Origin of the sequence: Cryobacterium sp. Hh11 (genome assembly GCF_004404045.1) — a bacterium.
GTDB classification, from domain to species: Bacteria; Actinomycetota; Actinomycetes; order Actinomycetales; family Microbacteriaceae; genus Cryobacterium; species Cryobacterium levicorallinum.
The window spans coordinates 37,317-58,123 of sequence record NZ_SOHF01000006.1 but is presented as its reverse complement, the minus strand read 5'-3'; the positions used below and the strand labels follow the sequence as shown (position 1 = coordinate 58,123).

At 65.2% G+C, this 20,807-nt stretch carries 18 protein-coding genes, 1 tRNA gene and 1 pseudogene; 13 read left to right on the top strand and 7 right to left on the bottom strand.

What is annotated here, in order from left to right; all coding sequences use genetic code 11:
- Positions 1-135: 135 nt before the first annotated feature.
- From E3T46_RS01935 to E3T46_RS01915, 5 genes and pseudogenes are all read right to left on the bottom strand, one after another.
- Positions 136-1,083, bottom strand: coding sequence for a rhodanese-like domain-containing protein (locus E3T46_RS01935; RefSeq protein ID WP_134577254.1), 948 nt, complete (start codon positions 1,081-1,083; stop codon positions 136-138).
- A gap of 70 nt (positions 1,084-1,153) precedes the next feature.
- The gene (locus E3T46_RS01930) at positions 1,154-1,657 is read right to left on the bottom strand and encodes a LysM domain-containing protein (protein ID WP_134577253.1); all 504 of its coding nucleotides are present in this window, start codon (positions 1,655-1,657) and stop codon (positions 1,154-1,156) included.
- Between the two features lie 97 nt (positions 1,658-1,754).
- Positions 1,755-2,629, bottom strand: a pseudogene (locus E3T46_RS01925) (L-serine ammonia-lyase, iron-sulfur-dependent, subunit alpha); the annotation flags it as partial.
- A gap of 214 nt (positions 2,630-2,843) precedes the next feature.
- Positions 2,844-3,944, bottom strand: a complete 1,101-nt coding sequence (locus E3T46_RS01920) for an acyl-CoA desaturase (RefSeq protein WP_134441641.1) — start codon at positions 3,942-3,944, stop codon at positions 2,844-2,846.
- A 155-nt stretch (positions 3,945-4,099) separates the two neighbouring features.
- Entirely contained in the window at positions 4,100-5,734 is a 1,635-nt protein-coding gene (locus tag E3T46_RS01915; protein WP_241980405.1) for a phospholipid carrier-dependent glycosyltransferase, read from the bottom strand.
- Here E3T46_RS01915 and rsmI point away from each other — a divergent pair.
- The 10 genes from rsmI (at position 5,733) to E3T46_RS01865 (ending at position 16,918) form a co-directional block, all read left to right on the top strand.
- Positions 5,733-6,605 carry a 16S rRNA (cytidine(1402)-2'-O)-methyltransferase gene (gene rsmI / locus E3T46_RS01910; protein ID WP_134577251.1) on the top strand — a complete coding sequence of 291 codons (873 nt, stop codon included), beginning with the start codon at positions 5,733-5,735 and terminating at the stop codon, positions 6,603-6,605. The genes E3T46_RS01915 and rsmI overlap by 2 nt on opposite strands.
- A 49-nt stretch (positions 6,606-6,654) precedes the next feature.
- Entirely contained in the window at positions 6,655-7,662 is a 1,008-nt protein-coding gene (locus E3T46_RS01905) for an NADP-dependent oxidoreductase (RefSeq protein WP_134577250.1), read from the top strand.
- Positions 7,663-7,701: 39 nt separating this feature from the next.
- Positions 7,702-9,273, top strand: a complete 1,572-nt coding sequence (gene metG / locus E3T46_RS01900; RefSeq protein ID WP_134577249.1) for a methionine--tRNA ligase — start codon at positions 7,702-7,704, stop codon at positions 9,271-9,273.
- Positions 9,266-10,270 (top strand): TatD family hydrolase, encoded by a 1,005-nt coding sequence (locus tag E3T46_RS01895; RefSeq protein WP_134577248.1) that lies wholly within the window; start codon positions 9,266-9,268, stop codon positions 10,268-10,270. The genes metG and E3T46_RS01895 overlap by 8 nt, the downstream gene beginning before the upstream one ends.
- 101 nt (positions 10,271-10,371) lie before the next feature.
- Entirely contained in the window at positions 10,372-11,169 is a 798-nt protein-coding gene (gene rsmA / locus E3T46_RS01890; protein ID WP_241980408.1) for a 16S rRNA (adenine(1518)-N(6)/adenine(1519)-N(6))-dimethyltransferase RsmA, read from the top strand.
- A gap of 52 nt (positions 11,170-11,221) precedes the next feature.
- Positions 11,222-12,154: a 4-(cytidine 5'-diphospho)-2-C-methyl-D-erythritol kinase gene (locus E3T46_RS01885; protein WP_134577266.1), complete on the top strand. Its 933-nt coding sequence runs from the start codon at positions 11,222-11,224 to the stop codon at positions 12,152-12,154.
- Positions 12,155-12,195: 41 nt separating this feature from the next.
- Positions 12,196-13,989 (top strand): ABC-F family ATP-binding cassette domain-containing protein, encoded by a 1,794-nt coding sequence (locus E3T46_RS01880; RefSeq protein WP_092451601.1) that lies wholly within the window; start codon positions 12,196-12,198, stop codon positions 13,987-13,989.
- Positions 13,990-14,238: 249 nt separating this feature from the next.
- Positions 14,239-15,135, top strand: coding sequence for a MetQ/NlpA family ABC transporter substrate-binding protein (locus tag E3T46_RS01875; RefSeq protein WP_241980407.1), 897 nt, complete (start codon positions 14,239-14,241; stop codon positions 15,133-15,135).
- A gap of 95 nt (positions 15,136-15,230) precedes the next feature.
- Positions 15,231-16,259 (top strand): methionine ABC transporter ATP-binding protein, encoded by a 1,029-nt coding sequence (locus E3T46_RS01870; RefSeq protein WP_134577246.1) that lies wholly within the window; start codon positions 15,231-15,233, stop codon positions 16,257-16,259.
- A complete protein-coding gene (locus E3T46_RS01865; protein WP_134577245.1) occupies positions 16,259-16,918 on the top strand; it encodes an ABC transporter permease subunit in 660 nt (219 codons plus the stop codon). The genes E3T46_RS01870 and E3T46_RS01865 overlap by 1 nt, the downstream gene beginning before the upstream one ends.
- Positions 16,919-16,930: 12 nt before the next feature.
- Here the strand turns inward: E3T46_RS01865 and E3T46_RS01860 are convergent, their stop codons facing one another.
- Positions 16,931-17,422, bottom strand: coding sequence for a MarR family transcriptional regulator (locus E3T46_RS01860; protein ID WP_092451627.1), 492 nt, complete (start codon positions 17,420-17,422; stop codon positions 16,931-16,933).
- A gap of 122 nt (positions 17,423-17,544) precedes the next feature.
- On the opposite strand from E3T46_RS01860, the gene E3T46_RS01855 reads away from it, so the two are divergent.
- The 3 genes from E3T46_RS01855 to E3T46_RS01845 all read left to right on the top strand — a co-directional run bounded on the left by E3T46_RS01855 (position 17,545) and on the right by E3T46_RS01845 (position 20,069).
- Positions 17,545-17,616, top strand: a tRNA-Gln gene (locus E3T46_RS01855).
- Positions 17,617-17,651: 35 nt separating this feature from the next.
- A complete protein-coding gene (gene glmU, locus E3T46_RS01850) occupies positions 17,652-19,091 on the top strand; it encodes a bifunctional UDP-N-acetylglucosamine diphosphorylase/glucosamine-1-phosphate N-acetyltransferase GlmU (protein ID WP_134441626.1) in 1,440 nt (479 codons plus the stop codon).
- Positions 19,092-20,069, top strand: coding sequence for a ribose-phosphate diphosphokinase (locus tag E3T46_RS01845; RefSeq protein WP_092340644.1), 978 nt, complete (start codon positions 19,092-19,094; stop codon positions 20,067-20,069).
- A 340-nt stretch (positions 20,070-20,409) separates the two neighbouring features.
- Here E3T46_RS01845 and E3T46_RS01840 read toward each other — a convergent pair whose 3' ends face one another.
- Positions 20,410-20,775, bottom strand: coding sequence for a hypothetical protein (locus E3T46_RS01840; protein ID WP_092451631.1), 366 nt, complete (start codon positions 20,773-20,775; stop codon positions 20,410-20,412).
- Positions 20,776-20,807 lie beyond the last annotated feature (32 nt).

The window sequence follows — 20,807 nt, the reverse complement described above, 5'->3', positions numbered from 1 at the left end:
GCGCCCTTAACCGCGCCCGCGCCCTTAATCGCGCACAGGGTCTTGACCGCGCCCACGACTGGGTAGCCGCTTCGGTAACGGGCGTAGCGGCTACCCAGATCGGGCGTGCGCGTGCGGTGTCGGTGTGCTGCGCCGCTATGCGCCGGGAGCGCTCAGTGGCGCGGCCGCGTCGGCCGTCCACTCGTTGAGCGACCCGTCATAGATCGAGACGTGCTCGTTGCCGGCGCGGATGAGCGCGAGAGCGCTGGCCGCCGCGGCGATCCCGCCGCCGCAGTAGGTCACGAGGTGAGCGCTCGAGGTCACGGTGGGCGCGAGGGTCGCCTTGAGCGCGTCACCACGGAGGAACGCGTTCGTGACGGGGTCGACGAGCTTCGCGGCTGGCAGGCTGATGCTGCCCGGAATGTGCCCGGCGCGCGGGCGGGTTCCGGCCGTACCGGCGAACTCCGCCGGCGGTATGGAGCAAACGAGGGCGGCATCCGCGTGGCCGGCGACGATCGACTCGACGAAGCTCTTGTCGACCCACAGCTCGGGCCGCGGCGTTGCTACGAAGCCGCCGGCGAATCTTGGGTGCGTGCCGCCGGCGAATCTTGGGTGCGTGCCGCCGGCGACTCGTGGGCGTACGGCGCCGGTGGCGTACGGGCGCGTTTCGGCGTGCCACTTGGTCAGGCCGCCGTCGAGCACGGCGACATCGTCGTAGCCGAAGGATCGGAACAGCCACCAGATGCGCGCCGCCCATTGACCGACGACGGCGTCGTAGACGACCACCGTGGTCTCATTGTCAATGCCGACGGATGCTGCGGCCGCTTCAAACAGTTCGGCGTTCGGCCGCGAGAAGTCGAATTCGCCGGTCGGGTCTGAGAAAACCTCGAACAGGTCGGCGAACACGGCACCGGGGATGTGTCCCTTGGTGAGGTAGTCCTCGCGCCCACTGAGGTAACGCGGCCCATCGGGGGTGACGGGTGCCAGGGCAAACACGGTGGCGTCGAGAATGACCAGATTGTCGGAACCGAGATGGTCGGCCAGCCATTGCGTGGACACAATGGGGCTGGACACGACGAGCGGGGATGGCACGGGTGAAGTCATAATTCAAGGCTAGCGGTGGCCGCCGACACCGGCCGGAATCGGAGTCGGTTCAGGTCGTTCAGAGACACAGCTACAGCGTCGTGGTCCAATCGAGGTTGATTTTCTGTTTGATGTAGATGTTCTCGCCGAGTCCGGGCACGGAGGGATTCATGGTGAGCAATAGCTGCACCGGGATATTGAATCGCTGGGCGATATCGAAGAATGCGTCACCTTCGATGACCGTGTAGGTGAGCAGCGCGCCGGCACCATCGGACATCGTGGTGCCGCGCGCCCCGGGTGTGCTGCCGAGGTCGACGGCCGGCCCCTGAGGCAGCGGCACCGGTTCCGCGTTCGGCACGAGATCGGGTACTTCCGGGTTGGGAATCAATGCCGCTTCCTCCGTGGGTGTCGGAGTGGGCGTTGGCGTTGGCGTCGGGGTGGGCGAAGGCGTCGGTGCGACGCTCGGCGTGATGGTCACCGTCACCGCGGGTGCTGGTTCACCGGCGCAGCCGACCAGCGCAACGAGCAGGAGGGCGGCGACGGCGATGCCCCGGGGGCGACGTGCGAAAACGGTGCGAATGGTGGAACCCTTCAAAGAAAGACGGTGCGGCCCGGCCGACCCACGCGTTCAGCCAGCTTAGGGGGTGACCGGTCCGGTCGGACAGGTATCACTACCCCCATTGGGGATCAGATCAGCACTCGATCACGTTGACCGCAAGGCCACCCTCGCTGGTTTCCTTGTACTTCGTCATCATGTCGAGTCCGGTTTGGCGCATGGTCTCGATGACGGTGTCGAGCGAGACCAGGTGGGTGCCGTCGCCGTGCAGAGCCAGCCGGGCCGCCGATACCGCCGTCGACGAGGCGATCGCGTTGCGTTCGATACAGGGCACCTGCACGAGGCCGCCGACCGGGTCGCAGGTCAGTCCAAGGTGATGCTCCATCGCAATCTCGGCCGCATTTTCAACCTGGCGCGGTGTGCCGCCGAGCACGGCACAGAGCGCACCGGACGCCATGGCACACGCAGCTCCGACCTCGGCCTGGCAGCCGCCCCGTTGGTCGGCGCGGTGACAACACGTCCGCCGGCCGCATTCTCTTCGTTGACCGCGAGCGCGAAGGCGTGCAGCCACTCGGTCGAGGTGTCCCGGTCGTGTGCGGGCAGGCGGTCATATTCATCTAAGCGCATACGTACCGCTGCGGCCCGACGCTTGACTTTGAGTCCGCCCGGCAGCGTGCCCTCGGCGACCAGGCCGGCTTCGACACAGACGTGCATGGCGTCCCAGATGGCGTCGAGTCCGGCATCGAGCGAGGCGCTGCCATGGATGGCTTCTTCGTTGCGGCGCGCGACCTCGCAGATGCTGAGCTCGTGCGCGTCGCAGAGCGCGAGCAATTCGACGCTGGACCCGAAGGGGAGCGGCTGCTCAGGAGCGGCCACGCGACTCTGGTCGCCGTCGTGCCGAATGAACCCGCCGCCGATGGAATAGAACGTCTCCTCGAACAGCGCCGTCGAGTCGTCGGTGCCAAACTGATCGGCTCCAAACGCGGACAGAGTCAGCGCGTTCGGATGCCCGCCCCGGGTTCCGTCATCGATGGCCTGGGCCGACTGTGGAATGGCCAGGGCCAGACCAACCGGCGCGAGCAGGGCGGCGGCCAACAGCAAGCTCTGACACCGAACAGCACCCATTTGACACATTCTCAGAAATGGTCCAGCTGCCACGCGCGAAGGCCGCCTCCGGAGAGACGGCCTTCAGGTATTCAGTGCTGCGGAACTAGTGCGTGTGGAACTAGTGCGTGCGGAACCGTGCGGTCATCGGGCAGTCGAACGGGTCACGAGCGGCTAGGCCGACCTTGTTGAGGTAAGCGATGACGATGCCGTAGCTTTCGAAGACGCCGGTCTCGGTGTACTTCACGTCGTGCGACTGGCAGTATTCCTTGGCGATTTCCTGCGCCTTGCGCAGGTGCGGTCGGGCCATGTTCGGAAACAGGTGGTGCTCAATCTGGTAGTTGAGCCCGCCCATATACGTGTCGATGAAGGTGCCACCGCGAATATTGCGGCTGGTCAGCACCTGGCGGCGCAGAAAGTCGACCTTGCTTTCGGCCGGAAGCTGCGGCATCCCCTTGTGGTTGGGGGCAAAGGATGCACCCATGTAGACGCCGAACACGGCCATCTGCACGCCGACGAAGGCGAAGGCCATGCCGAGCGGCAGAAAGAAGAAGATGACGGCAAGGTAGAGCGAGATGCGGGTGACGAGCATCGTGATCTCGATCCAGCGCTGGTCGACCTTGTGCTTGCCGAAGACCGTCTTGAAGCCCTGAATGTGCAGGTTGATGCCTTCGAACATCAATAGCGGAAAGAAGAAGTAGCCCTGCTTGCGGGTGACGAGTGCGCCGAGGCGGCTGACCTTCTTGGCGTCTTCCTCGCGGAACACGATGAAGTCGGGCTCGATGTCGGGGTCCTTGCCGATGACGTTCGGGTTGGCGTGGTGCCGGCTGTGCTTGGTCATCCACCAGGCGTAGCTGATGCCGACGAACAGGTTGGCCAGGATGCGACCGGCTCGGTCGTTGGCCTTGCCGGAGGTGAACACGGCACGGTGTGAAGCTTCGTGCGCTAAGAATGCGAACTGGGTGAAGATGAGGCCGAGGGCTGCGGCGATGATCAGCTGATACCAGGTGTCACCGAGCAGAACGAAACCGGCAATAGCGCCGCCCGTGGCGACGACGAGGATGGAGAACACCATCCAGTAGAAACCGGTGCGCCGGCCGAGCAGGCCCAGATTGCGCACGGTGTGCAGGAGTGCGGAGTATTCGGTTGTGGGGTTCTTGGTGTCTCCACCCGGGCGGGTCCTGATGATACGGACCGAGGGTGCGGCTAGTGCTTCCGACATGAGGCCTTAGTGGATCGGGACTTCTCAGTCGGGACGTGAGCGATTACTCGTCGTGCAGATAGTCGTCAGTCTACGGTCGTCCGAACGCGATTCGTGCTTTATTCACACAGCATTCTCAGTCATTATATGCCAAAAATGGAATGTATTCGACCGTTCTATCGCCAACTTGGCATCCATACATGCAGTTGCCAAAACAGGAAGGATGTCTGCATTCCGGTCCATACCGGGAAGAAAAACGCCGTGAGCAGCAGGGCGACGCCGAGGCCGACGATGACCGCCCGAAGAGCCCCAGGCTGTGGTTGGGGATCGTATTCCGGTACCTGCGAATGTGCTGAATGCCTGCGTTTGGGCCGCGCCTGGTCGGGAATTTGCTTCAGTACCAGGCCAATGACGAAGGTGAGTCCGAGCAGCAGATACGGTTCGAAGGCGATCGTATAAAACTGAAAAACCGTGCGGTTGAGGTACATCAACCACGGTAGGTAGCCGGCGACCATGCCCATCAATATGAAACCGACCCGCCATTCCCGATACCGAGCCAGCCGGTAGACGAGGTAGAACAGCGCTGCCGTCGCCGCCCACCAGATGAGAGGGTTACCGACCGAAGTGATGGCCTCAGAGCAGCTCTGCAACTCGCAGCCGAATTCACCCGAGCTGGAACCGCGGTAGTACATGCTGGTCGGTCGGGTCATGAACAGCCAGGTCAACGGGTTTGCCTGGTAGGGATGCGGTGTGGCGAGCCCCACGTGATACGTGTACGCCGCCGCCTGGTAATGCCAGAAGCTCTGCAGGGTATGCGGAACCCAGGCGAGCGGAACGGTCCATGCGGTTCCTGCCCCGTCGGCCCCGGTCGAATCGGCCCATTGGCGGTAGTACCCACCGCGCGTGACAAACCAGCCGGTCCAGGAAACCAGGAACGTCATGACGGCAATCGGAACCAGCAGCAGAAACGTGACCGGGGCCTGTTTGAGGATGGCGGCGCTGAGCCAGAATGACACGCCATTACGGCGCCGGGCCAGCGCATCCACGACGACGAGGTAGATGCCGAACGCGGCGAGAAAATAGACGCCGGACCATTTCACCGAGCTGGCCAGACCGAAGGCGAGGCTGGCGGCGAGCAGCCAGGGCCGCCACCACAGCGCCGGACCCCAGCCCTGCTCGCGGAGCCCGGCCAGTCGGCTGGCCAGTCGAGTCGCGTGCCACTCGCGGTCCAGCAGGATTGCCCCGAAACCGAGCAAGGCGAAGAACATCACGAAGTTGTCGAGCAGCGCCACGCGGCTCATGACGATGGCGTGACCGTCGATCGCGAGCAGAAAACCGGTGATCAGGGCGAGCAAGCGGGACTGAAACAGCTTCTGCGCCATGAGCATGATGAGCACGACCGCGAGCACTCCCACCACGACCGTCGCCAGCCGCCAGCCCCACGGGTTGCCGGGGCCGAGCAGATTCATGCCGAGCCCGATGAGCCATTTTCCGAGCGGCGGATGCACGACAAAGGACGGGTCGGTTGTGAAGATGTCGGTGTGGCCCGCCTCGAACTGAACGTTGGCGTCTGCCGGCCAGGTGGACTCGTAGCCGTTATTGAACAGGCTCCAGGCGTCCTTGACATAAAACGTCTCGTCGAAGACGAGCGCGTGCGGCACGCCGAGGTTCCACAGCCGTAGCACCGCGGCCAGGAGGACCACTGCGAGGGGAGCGCCCCAGCGAACCCATCGACTAGTAGCGAGCACGTGACCATCGTACAGAGGGACCGAAGAACGGATGCTCGGCTGGTGCTGCGAGAATTGCAGCATGATCATTCTTGCTGCCACCCCGATCGGAAACCTCGGCGACGCCTCCCGGCGCCTGATCGAGACCCTGAGCACCATCACCATCGTGGCGGCCGAAGACACCCGCGTCACGGTGCACCTGCTCAAAGCCCTCGGCATCGAGAACCGACCCAGACTCATTGCCCTGCACGATCACAACGAACGCGGCAAGGCCGCCGAACTGGTCGAACTGGCCCGCGATACGGACATTCTCGTCCTCAGCGACGCCGGCATGCCCACCGTTTCCGATCCCGGCTTTCATTTAGTGGATGCCGCAGTCGCCGCCGGCGTGCAGGTCACCGCCCTGCCCGGCCCGTCCGCCGTGCTGACCGCCCTCGCCGTGTCCGGGCTGCCGACCGACCGGTTCACCTTCGAGGGGTTCCTGCCGCGCAAACACGGCGAGCGGGTCAAACTGCTGCGCGATCTCAGCGCCGAACGCCGCACTATGGTCTTCTTCGAATCGCCCAATCGCCTGGCTGACTCGCTGCTCGACCTCGCCGCAACGCTCGGCCCTGACCGCCGCGTCGTGGTCTGCCGCGAACTGACCAAATTCTTCGAAGAGGTCAAACGCGGTACAGCTGCAGAGCTGGCCGAATGGGCGGCTTTGGGGGTGCGCGGCGAGATCTGCATCGTGGTGGCCGGTGCCGAAGTGCGGGTGCTGGACCTGGCCATGGGCGTGGCCGAGGTGCTGGATTTGGTGGCTGGCGGCATCCGCTTGAAAGAAGCTGCGGCCGACGTGTCCGCGGCCAGCGGACTTGGCAAGCGTGAACTGTACGAGCACGCGCTGCAGGCCAAGGCCGGCCCGGGAAAACCTGCCGTGAAAAAACCGGAATACCCGAGTCCTCTTCCGCGTTAGGTTCGGTAAGTGTGAGTCGCACGGTCGCGACCAACCTCGGGAGGTTCTCATGTGGCGCTCGGTGCAATTCTCCCGCTATGGGGGGCCGGAGGTTCTCGATCTGGTCGAGATGACCGCGCCGGTTCCTGGTGTCGGTGAGGTGGTCGTTGAGGTCATGGCGGCAGGCCTGAACCCTGGCGAATCCAGTATTCGGGAAGGGCGACTCGACAATGAATGGCCTGCGCACTTCCCGGCAGGACAGGGCAGCGACTTCGCCGGCATTATCGTGGGTGCCGGTGTGGGCGTCACCGGGTGGAAAATCGGCGACGCGGTGCTCGGTCACACGGTGCGCGGTTCCCAGGCGAATTTTGTCACAGTCCCGGTAGGGAACATCATTCACAAGCCCGAGCGGTTGCCGTGGGAGATCGCCGGCAGCCTTTACGTTGCTGCAGCGACCGCGTGGCAGGCGGTCTCCGGCGCGAGCCCCGGCCCGGGTCGCACGGTGCTCGTGCACGCCGCACACGGTGGTGTCGGCGTGATCGCGGCACAGTTGGCCAAACGACGTGGAGCCCGAGTTATCGGCACCGCCAGCCAGAACAGTTTTGACTACCTGCGCCAAATCGGCGTGATACCGGTGGAATACGGTCCAGGATTCGACGAGCGGTTGCGGCGGATTGCGCCCGATGGTGTTGATGCCGAGCTGAATCGCCTGGGCGACAACGGACTGATGAATGTTGACTCGACCGACACCGTCGTGCTTGAGAAGATTGCGCGCCTGATCGCCGACCATCAGATCGTGATTCCGGTTGCCGCCATTTACCCATTCGAACGGGTGCGGGACGCCTATCGGGAGCTGGAAGCTGGGCATGCCCACGGCAAGATCGTGCTGTGCATGATGCCAGTCGAGTATGCGCACCAGAAGATACGTGGCATTGACGTGCGCGAGAGCGAGGTAACGAAGGATGCCCCGAACCGCCCGCCGGTTCCGCCCATCCACGAGGCGCTCCCGCTGGTCTTCGGCCACCGACACCACCTGGCAGCCGCCGGCCCAGCGGCGGAGAGCTCCCACAACGAGTAACAAAACGTCAGGGCCGCACGCTGCGCATAAGATGAACGCATGTCCGCAGGCTCTTTTTACATCACCACGCCCATTTTCTACGTGAATGATGTGCCGCACATCGGGCACGCCTACACCGAGGTCGCCGCCGATGTGCTCGCACGCTGGCACCGGCAGTCGGGCGATGACGCCTGGCTGCTCACCGGCACCGACGAACACGGCCAGAAGATTCTGCGCACCGCCACCGCCAACGGCGTCACGCCGAAGGAATGGGCCGACCGGCTGGTCGAGACCGCGTGGAAGCCGCTGCTGGAGACCGTCAATATTGCCAACGACGACTTCATCCGCACCACCGACGAACGCCACGAGGTGAACGCGCAGAAGTTTCTGCAGCACCTGCACGACGAGGGCCACATCTACACCGGCGAGTATGAGGGCTACTACTGCGTCGGCTGCGAGGAATACAAGCAGACCACCGACCTCGTCGACGGCACCGGCGAATACGCCGGCCAACCGGTTTGCGCGATCCACTCCAAGCCGGTCGAATTGCTGCACGAGAAGAACTACTTCTTCAAGATGAGTGCCTTCGCCGACCGTCTGCTCGCGCTCTACGAAGAGAACCCCAACTTCGTGCAGCCGGAAGCGGCCCGCAACGAGGTCATGTCTTTCGTCAAGCGCGGCCTGAGTGACCTGTCGATCTCCCGCTCCAGCTTCGACTGGGGCATCAAGGTGCCGTGGGACGAATCGCACGTCGTCTACGTCTGGTTCGACGCGCTGCTCAACTACATCACCGCGGCCGGCTACGGTCAGAACGACGAGGAATTCGCGAGCCGCTGGCCCGCGACCCACATCGTCGGCAAGGATATTCTGCGTTTTCACGCCGTCATCTGGCCGGCCATGCTCATGGCCGCCGGTATCGAGGTACCCAAGCAGGTCTTCGGCCACGGCTGGCTGCTGGTCGGCGGCGAGAAGATGAGCAAGTCCAAGCTCACCGGTATCGCCCCGAGCCAGATCACCGACACTTTCGGCTCCGATGCCTTTCGTTACTATTTCATGCGTGCCATCAGCTTCGGCCAGGACGGTTCGTTCAGCTGGGAAGACCTCTCGGCCCGCTACCAGTCCGAACTCGCCAACGGCTTCGGCAACCTCGCCTCCCGCGTGATCGCCATGGTCGTGCGCTACTGCGACGGCGTTGTGCCGGCCGCCGGCGAGCTCACAGCCGACGACCTCGCGATTGCTGCCACCGAACAGCGGGTGACGGATGCCGCGGCGAAAGCCATCGAGACCCTCGCCATCCACGACGCCCTCACCAGCGTGTGGGAACTCGTCGACGAACTCAACGGCTACATCACCCTGCAGGAACCGTGGGCCCTGGCCAAGAACCCGGAAACCCGGGCGCGCCTGGAGACCGTGCTGCACACGGCCGTGCGCGGCCTCGGCACCCTCACAGTGCTGCTCTCTCCGGTCATTCCCATTGCCACCGCCAAGCTGTGGGCCGCCCTCGGCGGCGACGGCGCCCTCACCGACCAGCGCGTCGACCGGGCGTGGGAGTGGACCGGCGGCGCCCAGGTCAGCCCGCTCGAACCGCTGTTCCCGCGCATCGAATCGATCGTGGAGCCAGCCGATGCCTAATGACGCGGTGCCTAATGACGTGCCTGGTCCTGACGGCATCGACGGCTACGGCAGTGCCATTCGCCGCCGCGACAATACCGCGGGCCGCGACCTGAGCTACCCACCGTTACCGGAGCCACTCACTGTTCCCGTCTACGACAACCACACCCATCTCGAAATCGCCGATGGGGAGCATCCGCTCAGCTATCGGGAACAGCTCGACCGCGCCTCGAGCGTTGGCGTGCGCGGTGTGATCCAGGTCGGCGGAGACGTCGAAACCTCACGTTGGTCGGCTGCTGCTGCCCGGATCGAGCCGCGCATGCTGGCCGCCGTCGCGATCCATCCCAACGAGGCACCCGATCTCGAGGAAGCCGGAACCCTCGACGACGCCCTCGCCGTGATCAACGAACTCGCCGGCCAGCCGCGCGTTGTCGCGGTCGGCGAGACCGGCCTCGACTTCTTTCGTACGGGTCACGACGGTCGCGCCGCCCAGTTCCGCTCCTTTGAAGCGCATATCCGCATCGCCAAGGAGCACAACCTCGCGCTTCAGATTCACGACCGCGATGCCCACGAGGCCGTGATCGAAACTCTGCTTCGGGTTGGCGCCCCCGAACGTACGGTCTTTCACTGCTTCTCCGGCGACGCCGACATGGCCCGGCTGTGCGCCGAGCACGGCTGGTATATGTCCTTCGCCGGCAATGTCACGTTCAAGAACGCCGGCAACCTGCGGGAAGCCCTGTTCGCCGCCCCGCGCAACCTGCTGCTGGTCGAGACGGATGCCCCCTTTCTCACCCCGCTGCCCTACCGTGGCCGGCCCAATGCGCCGTACCTGCTGCCCAACACGCTGCGCGGCATGGCCGCCCACCTCGAAACGGATGTCTCCCTGCTCTCCGCGCAAATCACCGCCAACACCGAGCTGGTCTACGGACGCTGGGACGCCGAACCCGTCACCGCTGCCTTCGCCGCCCCAAACGACGGGCAAAATCCCGATCAGGCCCCACTCGGTGGCCTCGCATGACCGGCCGCCATTCCCCGGAGCCCGTCCCCGCTGACCCCGCCATCGCGGCCAAGCCCACCAAGACGCTGCTCGGCCCCGCCGAGATTCGCGACCTCGCCGAGATGCTCGGAGTCAACCCCACCAAGAAGCTCGGCCAGAACTTCGTCATCGACGGCAATACCGTGCGGCGCATCGTCAAGGTCGCCCGCGTCGCGCCGGGTGACACCGTCGTCGAGGTCGGCCCGGGCCTCGGCTCACTCACCCTCGGCATGCTCGAAATCGGCGCTGCCGTTGTCGCCGTGGAGATCGACGACCGCCTCGCCGAGCAGCTTCCGCTGACGGTCGATCTCATGCAGCCCGGTGCTGCGCTCACGGTCATCCGCGCCGACGCCCTCAAGATCACCGAACTGCCCGGCGACCCGACCCGGCTCGTCGCCAACCTGCCCTACAACGTGTCCGTTCCGGTGCTGCTCTACCTGCTCGAGCACTTCGATTCGATTCGCGCCGGTGTTGTCATGGTGCAGGCCGAGGTCGGCGAGCGTCTCGCCGCTCCTCCCGGCAACAAGGTCTACGGCAGCCCCAGCGTCAAAGCCGCCTGGTACGGCGATTTTCGCACCGCCGGCAAGGTCAGCCGCCAGGTGTTCTGGCCGGTTCCCAACGTCGATTCGATCTTGATCGCCTTCGATCGTCGCGCCACCCCGCTGGAATCCGAGGAACTGCGGCTGAAGACCTTCGCGCTCGTCGACGCCGCTTTTCAACAGCGCCGCAAGATGCTGCGCCAGTCACTGTCGGTGGTTCTCGGGGACTCGACGGCGGCATCCGCGCTCATGTCGGAGGCCGGAATCGACCCGACCACCCGCGGCGAACAGCTGACCGTGCACGACTTTCTCGCCATCGCGCGGGTCTGGATACCGGCCTAGCACGAGCGTGCTGTCCGTGCGGGTAGACAGGCTGGGCTAAGTTAAAAGCATGATGACGACCGCCGGCAGCCCCGTTGTGCACGCGCGGGCTCCCGGCAAAATCAACGTCTTTCTCAAGGTCGGTGCCGTCATGGAAGACGGCTACCACGACCTCGCGACCGCCTACCAGGCCGTTTCCCTGTTCGAAGACGTGCGCGCCACGCCCGCTACCGACTTCTCGGTCGAATTCAGCGGCAGCATCGACACCTCCGGCCTCGCGACCGGCGGCACCAACCTCGCCATCAAAGCCGCTCGGGCCCTGGCCCGCAAGGCCGGCTATCGCGGTGGCGTGCACCTCGAGATCGAAAAGAACGTACCCATTGCCGGTGGAATGGGCGGCGGCTCCGCGGACGCCGCAGCCACCCTTCTAGCCTGCGACGCGCTCTGGGGCACCAACGCCACCAAGGACGAGTTGCTCGGGATCGCCGCCAAGCTCGGCGCCGACGTGCCGTTCTCCTTCACCGGCGGCACCGCGATCGGCACCGGCCGCGGCGACCAGCTCAGCCCGGCTCTGGCCAAGGGCAAATTTCAGTGGGTGCTCGCCCTCGCCGACTTCGGAATGTCGACACCCGGTGTTTATCAGGAACTCGATCGGCACCGCGACCGCCACGCCCAGGACATTTTTCCGGCCCAGCACCAGCCCTCCGTCGACGCAAACGTGCTGCAGGCGTTGCGGGCCGGCGACCCGCACATGCTCGCCGACGTGCTGCACAACGACCTGCAGGCCCCCGCTCTGCACCTCGCGCCCGGCCTCGGCAAGGTGCTGCAGCTCGGCGAAGAAAACGGAGCCCTCGCCGGTATCCTCTCCGGCTCCGGCCCGACCGTGGCCTTTTTAGTAGCGGATGCCGACAGCGCGCTCGAATTGCAGGTCGCGCTCTCCGCCTCCCGCCTGCGTGTCGTGCGCGCCACCGGCCCGGTGCACGGCGCCCGCCTGATCAACGACTAGCCCGGAATCGTACGCCCCGGCGTGCCGTAAACTTGGAGGCTATGGCACATCTTCTCGGGGCTGAGTCCCTGCACCTCGAATTTCCCACCCGCGTCATCTTCGACAGCGTCACCGCCGGCCTCAACGAAGGCGACCGCATCGGCGTCGTCGGCAAGAACGGCGACGGCAAGTCCACCCTGATGCGTCTGCTCGCCGGCCGCATGGAACCCGACGAAGGCCGGGTCACCCGTCGCCGCGGCGTCACGATCGGCATGCTCGACCAGTCCGACGACCTCGCCAGCGGCCAGACCGTCGGCCACACCATCGTCGGCGGCATCGAAGAACACGTCTGGGCTGGCGACGCCAAGGTGCGCGACGTCATCGGTGGTCTCGTGCGCGACATCCCCTGGGACGCCCTCGTCGACGACCTCTCCGGTGGCCAGCGCCGCCGCGTGGCCCTCGCCGCCGTGCTCATCGGCGATTACGACTGCATCTTCCTCGATGAGCCCACCAACCACCTCGACGTGGAAGGCATTTCCTGGCTGGCCGGTCACCTCAAGACCCGCTGGGCAGCCCAGTCGGGCGGACTCGTGGTCGTCACCCACGACCGGTGGTTCCTCGACGAGGTCTGCAATATCACCTGGGAGGTGCACGACCGCCTGATCGAGCCGTTCGAGGGTGGCTACGCCGCCTACATTCTGCAGCGCGTCGAGCGCGACCGCATGAGTTCCGTCGTTGAATCCAAGCGCCAGAACCTCATGAAGAAAGAACTGGCCTGGCTGCGCCGCGGCGCCCCGGCCCGCACCGCCAAGCCCAAGTTCCGCATCGATGCCGCCAACGTGCTGATCGAGAATGAGCCGCCGCCCCGCGACACCGTCACGATGCAGTCGATGGCGATGCAGCGCCTCGGCAAGGACGTCGTCGACCTCATCGACATCGGCGTGAAATTCGGCGACAAGACCGTGCTGAACGACATCACCTGGCGCATCGCGCCGGGGGAGCGCACCGGCATTATGGGCGTCAACGGCGCAGGCAAGTCCACCCTGCTGAACCTCGTCGCCGGCACCCTGCAGCCGACGACTGGAACCGTCAAGCGCGGCAAGACCATCAAGGTGGCTGTGCTCACCCAGCAGTTGTTCGAACTCGACGAGATTCGCAACGACCGGGTCAGCGACGTCATCGGCCGCCAGAAAACCAGCTACATGGCCGGCGGCAAAGAGATCACGCCCGGCCAGATGCTCGAACGAATGGGCTTCTTGAGCGCACAGCTCACCACCCAGGTCAAGGACCTCTCCGGTGGACAGAAGCGCCGTCTGCAACTGCTGCTCATCGTGCTGAGCGAGCCGAACGTGCTCATCCTCGACGAGCCCACCAACGACCTCGACACCGACATGCTCGCCGCCATGGAAGACCTGCTCGACTCCTTTCCCGGCACCCTGCTCGTCGTGTCGCACGACCGGTACCTGATCGAGCGCGTCACCGACAACCAGTACGCGGTCATGGACGGCGGCTTTCGCCACCTGCCCGGCGGCGTCGACCAGTACCTCGAGGTACGCCGCAGGGCGGTCGCCGGCCCGGCAGCCGGTTCTCCAACGGATGCCGCTGGCAAGACCAAAAAGATCCCCAGCCTGGGCGGCGCTGAACTGCGCAACGCCCAGAAGGAGCTCGGCTCCATCGACCGCAAGGTTGTCAAGTTGCAGGAGCGTATTGCGCAGAAGCACGAGAAGCTCGCCGCCCACGACCAGTCCGATTTTGCCGGTCTCGGCGAACTCGGCGTGAAGCTGACCGAACTCGAAGAGACCATCGCCACGCTGGAAACCCGCTGGGTCGAACTTACTGAGCTGATCGAGGGCTAGTTTCGCAGAAGCTGTGACGCAGTGTGTCGGTGCAGACCACGCGTCGCAGCTTCGGCACGTATCGTTAAGGGGTGCCTGCGCAGCCGCGGTACACAGCTCCTCGTGGGCGCAGCCTTCTGGTTTGACCGGTCGTTGTTGTGTGCCCGCGAGCTGTCAGTGCGTCTCGTCGAACCGTGACGAAATGCACTGTGCTGCGCCCTGCCATACGAAACCGAACCCACAGCGCCTGAAGGAATTACCGTGAAGAAAATCGTGAACAAGAAGAGCCTGCTCGCTGGTCTCGCCCTCGTACCGCTCGTCGCCCTGCTGGCCGGCTGTGCCGGAGCCTCCGAAGGACCGGCCACCGGTACCGACGGTGATGCCATCAAGATCGGCGTCGTCGGAGCGAGCGACCCGTACTGGGCGATCTACACCGAGGCCGCAGCGGCCGAGGGCATTGAGATCGAGATCGTCGACTTCGCGCAGTACCCGCAGGTGAACCCGGCCCTCGCCGCCGGAGAGGTCGACCTCAACCAGTTCCAGCACATCGTCTACCTCGCCGAATACAACGAGGCGAGCGGCGACAACCTGGCTCCGATCGGCGCCACGGCCATCTACCCGCTGGGCCTGTACTCCACCGAGTACAGCAACGTCGATGACATCGTGAAGGGCGACACCATCGCCGTGCCCGACGACGACAGCAATCAGGCACGCGCGCTCGTCATTCTGCAGTCCAACGGTCTCATCGTTCTGAAGGACGGCGGATCCATCTTCTCCAGCCTGTCCGACATCGACGAGGAGGCCTCCAAGGTCAAGGTCACGGCCCTCGACGCCTCGCTCACCGTCGCGTCGCTGCCCGACGTCGCCGCCGCGGTCATTAACAACGACTTCGCCGAGAAGGGCGGACTCAAGTTCGAGGACGCCATCGCCACCGATGACGCGACCGACCCGCAGGCGCTGCCCTACGTCAACATCTTCGTCTCGCGGGACGAAGACAAGGACAACGCGACCTTCCAGCAGCTCGTCGAGATCTACCAGAACACCCAGGACGTGCAGGACGGCGTGCTGGCCGTCTCGGGCGACACCGCCGAAATGGTGACCACCCCCGCCTCCGACCTGGCCAAGTCGCTCGCGACGGTTCAGGCCGATATCAAGGCCGCCAAGTAAGCATCCGCTTCATCAGCGCAGTCCGGGGGAGCAGGCGCCCTGGACTGCGCTGTTGTGTCGGGTATCACGGAGCATGAAATGAGCGAGGCAAACGGATGGCTGTAGTCAGTCTGCGCAATGTGGGCAAGATCTACCCGCCCACGTCCAAAGACGGCGCGAGCGTCACGGCGATCGCCGATGTCAGCCTCGACGTTGAAGCCGGCGATATTTACGGCATTATCGGCTATTCCGGTGCCGGCAAGAGCACCCTGGTGCGTCTGATCAATGCTCTCGAGCGCTCGACTTCCGGTGAGATCTGGGTCAACGGGCAGAACATCGCCACGCTGCGAGAGCGCGAGCTGCGCCAGGTGCGCCTCGGCATCGGCATGATCTTTCAGCAGTTCAACCTGCTCGGCTCCCGCACGGTGGCCCGCAATGTGGCCTACCCGCTCGAAGTCGCCGGATATCCCAAGGAGAAGCGCGCCGCACGCGTGGCCGAGCTGCTCGACTTCGTCGGCCTCAGCGACAAGGCCGGGTCCTTTCCCGACCAGCTCTCCGGTGGCCAGAAGCAGCGGGTCGGTATTGCCCGTGCCCTCGCCACCCAGCCGAGCATCCTGCTCGCCGACGAGGCCACGAGCGCCCTCGACCCGGAAACCACCCACGAAGTCCTCGCCCTGCTGAAGCGAGTGAATGCGGAATTCGGGGTCACCATCATCGTGATCACCCACGAAATGGATGTCATCCAGACCATCGCGACCAAGGTTGCCGTGATGGACCAGGGCCGGGTCATTGAACGCGGACCCGTCTTTGATGTGTTCTCGAACCCGCAAGCCGCGGCATCCGCTCGGTTCGTCTCGACCGTGGTCAAGGGGGTGCCATCTCCGGCCGAACTCGCCGTGCTGCGCGAACGTCACGCCGGCCGCATCGTCACGCTGGCCTTTCGCGACAGCGCGGTCGACCAGGGCGCCGTCTTCGGTGAACTGGCCAGGGCCGGCATCGCCTTCGAGGTCGTCTACGGCGGCATTAACGAGATTCAGGGACGCCCGTTCGGGCACCTCACCCTTGCCCTCACCGGCGCTGACCCGGTCGTCGACCAGGTACTCGCCCATATTCGAACGCTCACGACCGTCACGGAGGTGCGCTGATGGATGCCCTGATCAATCTGCTGCCCGAACTCTGGACGGCCACCTACGAGACGCTCTACATCGTCGCGCTCACCCTCTTCTTCGGTGGCCTCGGTGGGCTGCTGGTGGGCCTCGGGCTCTACCTCACCCGGGCCGGCAGTATCCTCGAGAACAAACCGTTGTTCTTCCTGCTCAATCTGCTGGTGAACTTCATTCGCCCGATTCCGTTCATTATCTTTCTCGCGGCGGCGCAACCGCTCGCCCGGGCCGTCACCGGCAGCGGCATCGGCAATAACGCCATCATCTTCACGATCGCCCTCGCGGCGTCGTTCGCCATGGCGCGCATCGTCGAGCAGAACCTGCTCACCGTGACGCCCGGTGTGATCGACGCGGCGCGCAGCGTCGGTGCCGGGCCGATTCGCATCATCTTCACGGTGCTGCTGCCCGAAGCGCTTGGACCGCTGATTCTCGGCTATACCTTCATTTTCGTGGCGCTCGTGGACATGTCGGCGGTCGCCGGCTACGTCGGCGGCGGCGGCCTGGGCAACTTCGCCCTGCAGTACGGCTACCGCCAGTTCAACCCGATCGTGACCTGGGCGGCCGTGCTGCTGATTATCGTGCTGGTGCAGTTCGTGCAGTTCTTCGGCAACTACCTCGCCCGCAAGGCGCTCCGCCGCTAGCTCTCGTGGGGCTCAGTCGAAGTCGAGGCTCAACTTGCGCAGCAGACCGGCCAGGCGCTCCTGGTCGCTCACCGAGAGGGTCGCGAGCAGAGCAGCCTCGGCTTCGACCAGCCGGGTGATCGCGGCATCCACTCGGCTGAGGCCGGCGGGCGTCATGCCCACCAGGATGCCGCGACCGTCGTTCGGTGCGGAGCGGCGCTTCACCAGCCCGCGTTCGACGAGCCCGTCGATGCGGTTCGTCATGGTGCCGCTTGAGACCAGGGTCTGCTGCAGCAGGGCCTTCGGGCTGAGCTCAAAGGGGCTGCCGGCCCGGCGCAGGGCCGACAATACGTCGAATTCCCAGGACGCGAGCTCCGAACGGGAGAATGCGGTACGGCGGGCACGGTCGAGATGCTTGGACAGTCGGGCGACGCGGCTGAGCACCTGCAGTGGCGCGAAGTCGAGATCGGGCCGTTCACGCAGCCACGAATCAACGATTCGATCGACTTCATCATGGCCAGGCATTGCTCCATTATCCCGCTTACCGGGTGCTTTCTTCGCCCAGAGGCCTCTTGCAGGTGCCAGCGGTGCATGCTGGCCGCCGGAATCTGGCAGACTTGACAGGTTGCTGGCCCCGGTCAGCATGGTCCGCCATAGTGTAACGGCAGCACGGCAACCTTTGGAGTTGTTCGGTCCAGGTTCGAATCCTGGTGGCGGAGCCCTCACTTTCTTCACCAAATGCGTTAGGAATCCTGTGACAGACGCCCGCCTCGCCATCATCGTGTTGGCCGCCGGCCAGGGCACTCGCATGAAGTCCAGCCTGCCGAAGCTGCTGCATCCGCTCGCCGGGGTGCCCATCGTCAGCCACGTTCTCGCGACCGCGCGCGCACTGGACGCCGCCCACGTCATCACGGTCGTGCGGCACGAGCGCGACCTGCTCGCCGCTGTCGTCGCGCAGGACCTGCCGGAGAGCACCATCATCGACCAGGACGAGATTCCCGGCACCGGTCGTGCCGTCGAGCAGGCCGTCGCCGCGCTTCCGGCCGGCTGGGACGGTGACGTGCTCGTCATTAACGGTGACGTGCCGCTGCTGAACGCCTCCACGCTCGCCTCCTTCATCGCCTCGCACCGTACCGGTGCCGCCGCCGGCACCGTACTCTCCGCCTACCCCGACGATGCCACCGGCTACGGCCGCATCATCCGCTCGGTTGAGGGTGTTTTCGACCGCATCGTCGAGCAAAAAGATGCGACGGATGCCGAATTGGCCGTCACCGAGATCAACGCCGGTGTCTACCTGTTTGGCCTGGCCGAGCTGCGCAAACAGCTCGCGCAGCTCACCACCGCGAACGCACAGGGTGAGAAGTACCTCACCGATGTGATCGAACTGCTGCGCCGGGCGGGCTCCGAGGTGAGCGCCGTTCCCGTCGCCGATGCCTGGATCGTCGCCGGCATCAACGACCGCGCCCAGCTCGGCGACACCGCGCAGAAGCTCAACGCCCTGATCGTGCGCGGCTGGCAGCTGGCCGGCGTGACCGTGCAAGACCCGGCCACGACCTGGATCGACCTGAAGGCCGTGCTCGCAGCCGACGTCACTCTGCTGCCGGGCACCCAGATTGAGGGAGCCACCGTCGTGGCCACCGGCGCCATCGTGGGCCCGGACACGACCTTGCGCGACTGCGAAATCGGCGAAGGCGCGCGCGTCAACCGTACAGACGCGACCCTCGCGGTGATCGAGGCCGGGGCATCCGTCGGTCCGTTCTCATATCTGCGCCCGAACACAGTGCTCGGCGCCGATGGCAAGATCGGTGCCTTCGTCGAGACCAAAAACGCCCAGATCGGCGCGGGCAGCAAGGTGCCGCACCTGAGCTACGTTGGCGATGCCACGGTCGGGGTCGAGTCCAATATCGGCGCCGGAACAATATTCGCCAACTATGACGGAGTGGCCAAACACCACTCGGCGATCGGGTCGCACGTGCGTACCGGGTCGCACAACGTGTTCGTCGCCCCGATTACAATTGGAGACGGGGCGTATACGGGGGCTGGCACGGTCGTTCGCAAAAACGTTCCGGCCGGCGCTTTGGCCATTAACGTGGCCCCGCAACGCAATATGGACGGCTGGGTCGAGACCAACCGGGCCGGCACAGCTGCGGCGACAGCAGCCGCAGCGAGCAGCACCACAGAGACTGGAGAATAAGTGTCGGAAATCAAGACCAGCGGCGACAAACGACTAGTACTGGTTTCGGGGCGAGCACACCCGCAGCTCGCTCTCGATATCGCCACGGAGCTTGGTTCTGAGCTGCTCCACACCGACGCACGTACTTTCGCCAACGGCGAACTGTACGCCCGGTTCGACGAGAGCGTGCGCGGCTCGGATGCCTTCGTCATCCAGTCGCACACCGCGCCGATCAACGAATGGCTGATGGAACAGCTCATCATGGTCGACGCCCTCAAGCGTGCCTCGGCCAAGCGCATAACGGTGGTCGCACCGTTCTACCCCTATGCCCGCCAGGACAAAAAGGGCCGCGGCCGCGAGCCGATCTCGGCCCGCCTCGTCGCCGACCTGTTCAAGGTCGCCGGCGCCGACCGCATCATGTCGATCGACCTGCACGCGGCCCAGATTCAGGGCTTCTTCGACGGCCCCGTCGACCACCTGTTCGCGATGCCGGTGCTGCTCGAGCACTTCCGCGAGAAGCTCGACCCGGCCACCCTCACCGTAGTCTCGCCCGACATGGGTCGCGTGCGCGTCGCTGACATCTGGAGCGACCGCCTCGGTGTGCCGCTGGCGATCATCCACAAGCGTCGCGACCCGCTCGTGCCGAACCGCGTCTCCGTGCACGAGATCGTCGGCCAGGTCAGCGGCCGCGTCTGCCTGCTCGTTGACGACATGATCGACACCGGACGTACCATCGCCCTGGCGGCGGAGGCCCTCCGTGAGGCCGGCGCCATCGGCGTCGTCGTCGCCGCGACCCACGCCGTGTTCAGCGACCCGGCCGTCGACATGCTGCAGAACCCGGCCATCAGCGCCGTCGTCGTCACCGACACGCTGCCGATCCCGCCGGAGAAGCGCTTCCCCACCCTGACCGTGCTGCCGATCGCTCCGCTGCTCGCGCGCGCGATCCATGAGGTCTTCGACGAGGGTTCGGTCACCTCGATGTTCGACGGCGCTGCGTAGGCACCAGATCGTATTGGGGAGGTGGCTGTGGTCGCCGCCTCCCTTTCATTAAATGCGTCAATAACGGATGCTGCCCGCCCCGTTTCGCGGCTTTTCTCGCGTTGTCGCCCGCCCACCGCGTGCATTGGCCTATGCATGGGGTCGAATCTGGCTTCTCGTTGCGGCCACCACATCGAGCCGTGAGTTTCAACCGTCGAGCCGTGAGTTTTGATCGTCGAGCCGTGAGTTTGAGGGTATTTTTGGCGATTTTCGGGCCGAAACTCACGGCTCGGTGGTGCCCGCGGGGCGAAACTCACGGCTCGGCGAAGAGCGGAGGCCGCCAGCTGGGTCTCGAGGCGCGCTAGGTGCGGGTGGCGGGGGCCAGCTGGCGCGGCGCGGCGGGGATGATGCCGAGCGGCGTGACGAAGGTGTCGCGCTCGTTCTGGTCGATCGCGTAGCACTGCCAGCCGAATCCGCCGGGTCCGGTCAGGTCGAAGCGGGCATCGAAGTCGACGGCGAAGGGATAGTACTGGGCCACCGCGGCCACGCAGGCGTTGGCCGCGGTGTCGGAGGCGACCCGCATGGTCGTGAGCACGCCCGGCACCACCAGGGCAATGAGCCCGAGCACGACAGCGACCCGCAAAATTGCGGTGAAGTGCTTGCCGCGCAGCGGACGGTAGTTGTCGTTCGGCTCGTAGCCGGAGAGCTCGGGGTGGTTGTCAGTCATGGGGAGTCCAAGTATTCCAGACGTGGGTGTGA